This window comes from Aeromonas cavernicola (assembly GCF_002795305.1).
GTDB classification, from domain to species: domain Bacteria; phylum Pseudomonadota; class Gammaproteobacteria; order Enterobacterales; family Aeromonadaceae; genus Aeromonas; species Aeromonas cavernicola.
The window spans coordinates 1-1,836 of sequence record NZ_PGGC01000251.1 but is presented as its reverse complement, the minus strand read 5'-3'; the positions used below and the strand labels follow the sequence as shown (position 1 = coordinate 1,836).

At 59.6% G+C, this 1,836-nt stretch carries 2 protein-coding genes and 1 pseudogene; all 3 read left to right on the top strand.

Translation table 11 applies throughout. The features are described 5' to 3' along the window. On the top strand, window positions 1-189 hold a 189-nt coding region (locus CUC53_RS19375; RefSeq protein ID WP_236757974.1), incomplete at its 5' end, for a hypothetical protein. Next, window positions 186-1,004, top strand: coding sequence for a DUF4123 domain-containing protein (locus tag CUC53_RS18295; RefSeq protein WP_100295408.1), 819 nt, complete (start codon window positions 186-188; stop codon window positions 1,002-1,004). The genes CUC53_RS19375 and CUC53_RS18295, both read left to right, overlap by 4 nt. After that, window positions 1,004-1,836 (top strand): annotated as a pseudogene (locus tag CUC53_RS18290) (DUF2235 domain-containing protein); the annotation flags it as partial. The gene CUC53_RS18295 and the pseudogene CUC53_RS18290, both read left to right, overlap by 1 nt.

Sequence of the window (1,836 nt, the reverse complement as noted above, 5' to 3'; positions counted from 1 at the left end):
AAGATCAACTCCGGCGGCAGCTCCGGTAATGGCAGCGGCTGGGCGGGGAAAGCCCCTACGCTACCGGGGCAGGTCGCTGCGCCTCCAGCCCCCCCTGCCACCCTAGCGGCTCCTGCTGTGCAAAAAAGCATGGACGCCATGGCACCCTTAGTGAAGCCCTGCCCGTTGGCAACGGGGGGTAAGGCATGAGCGTACTGCAATGGCGCAATCACTATCAGGGGCAGCTGTTTGCCATCATTGATGGGGTGGCCGACAGTGACCTGATCCCACATTTCTACGACCTCGGTAGTGGCGAGGCGTTTCCGCTCTTTGCAGGTACGCCATTTGCCGACCAGGCGGCGCAAGGGCCTTGGCTATTATCCGCGCCCTCTGCCGAGTTTATTGGCCAGCACCCGACCCCGAGCGGGTTTTACGTGGTCAGTGATCAGCCCGTTGAGGTGGTGCGTCGCCATTGGCAAAGCCTGATTGAAGCGATCCGCGAAGGGGAGGCGCTCTGGTTACGTTTTTCGGATCAGCGTATTTTCCTGCCGATGTTACAGGCGATGACGGTAGCGGAGCGTGATAGCGTATTGGGTCCCTGCGCTGGGTTGTGGATCAACGGCCAAGCCATCAGCCGCAGTGTCGATGCCGCGCCCTACCAGCTTCAACCACGCCCTTGGTTTCACATTCGGCCGCAGCATCTGGCCGCGCTCTATGATGAGAGCCGCCACCGCTATATCTTGCAGCGCCGCTTATGGCAAACCATGACCAGTATGATGGAGCGTCACCCAACCCCAGAGGTCACCATTGCCGCGATGTTACGCCGTGCCAACCAAGCCGGGTTGCGTGACGAACTGCGCGATGGCGTGGTAGCGGGGGCCTTGGCGCTCGAAGTGGGTTTGCCGGTGGCAACCATCCAACCCGCCTTTATGTTGACTGACGACGAATTACAACAGGTTGAGCGCTGGCTCACCGAACATGGGGTCAGTTCGGCCCAATACCATCCCCTTAGTGGAGCTCACTGATGTTTGCCGATCCCTATTGCCTCCCCTGCGAGCGCTACAACTGCTGGATTGAGATAGACGTGCGCGATGAACATAACCGCTCGTTTAAAGGCCAACAGGCGATCTTGACCGACCAAACCGGTCAGTCCTATACCGTGACGTTGCAAGATGGCCCCACCTTGGTGGAAGGTTTTGCGGTGGGTCCGGTCACGGTCAAGATCGCCACCGACCCGTGGCTTAAGGCGGCGCAGCGGCGCGCCGCCCTTAACGATAACGAAGTGAGCCCCGTGGCCGATTACACTGCCGCCCAGCCCGGCCACTGTGACAAAGTACGCGAGCATATCAAGGTAACTACTGGCGACCTCTGCCTCACTGACCCCGACCAGCCGTTGCCTAAAGGGCATCAGGCCGGGCAGGCCCAGCCGCCGCGCTTTATCACCCAGCACTCTTATGTGATTGAGGTAAAGGGCTATCAGCTCACCACCCTGCGCATTGGGGTCTTTTTTGATGGCACCAGCAACAGCACCTTTAAGCATCGAGAGGGAAAACCGCAGCTTGAGGCGTTTTTAGCCAGCTGCTCCGCCGCCGAGCGGGAAGCATGGATCGATGCCTGCCGTGATGGCGATCTACCCCTTGGCAATGACAGTGAAAAGAACGATGTGACCAATATTGGTAAGGCCCATGACCTGTATCGATTACCCACGGAAACCTGGTTAACCGTGCCGGTCTATATCGAGGGGATCGGTGCCTCGAAGGGGGAAAATGATGCGGTACAGGCCACCGGCGGCGATGCGGGTAGCACCGGCAGTGGCGGGCGGGTCGAGCAGGCTTGCCGCACTCGGATTGTTGAAGA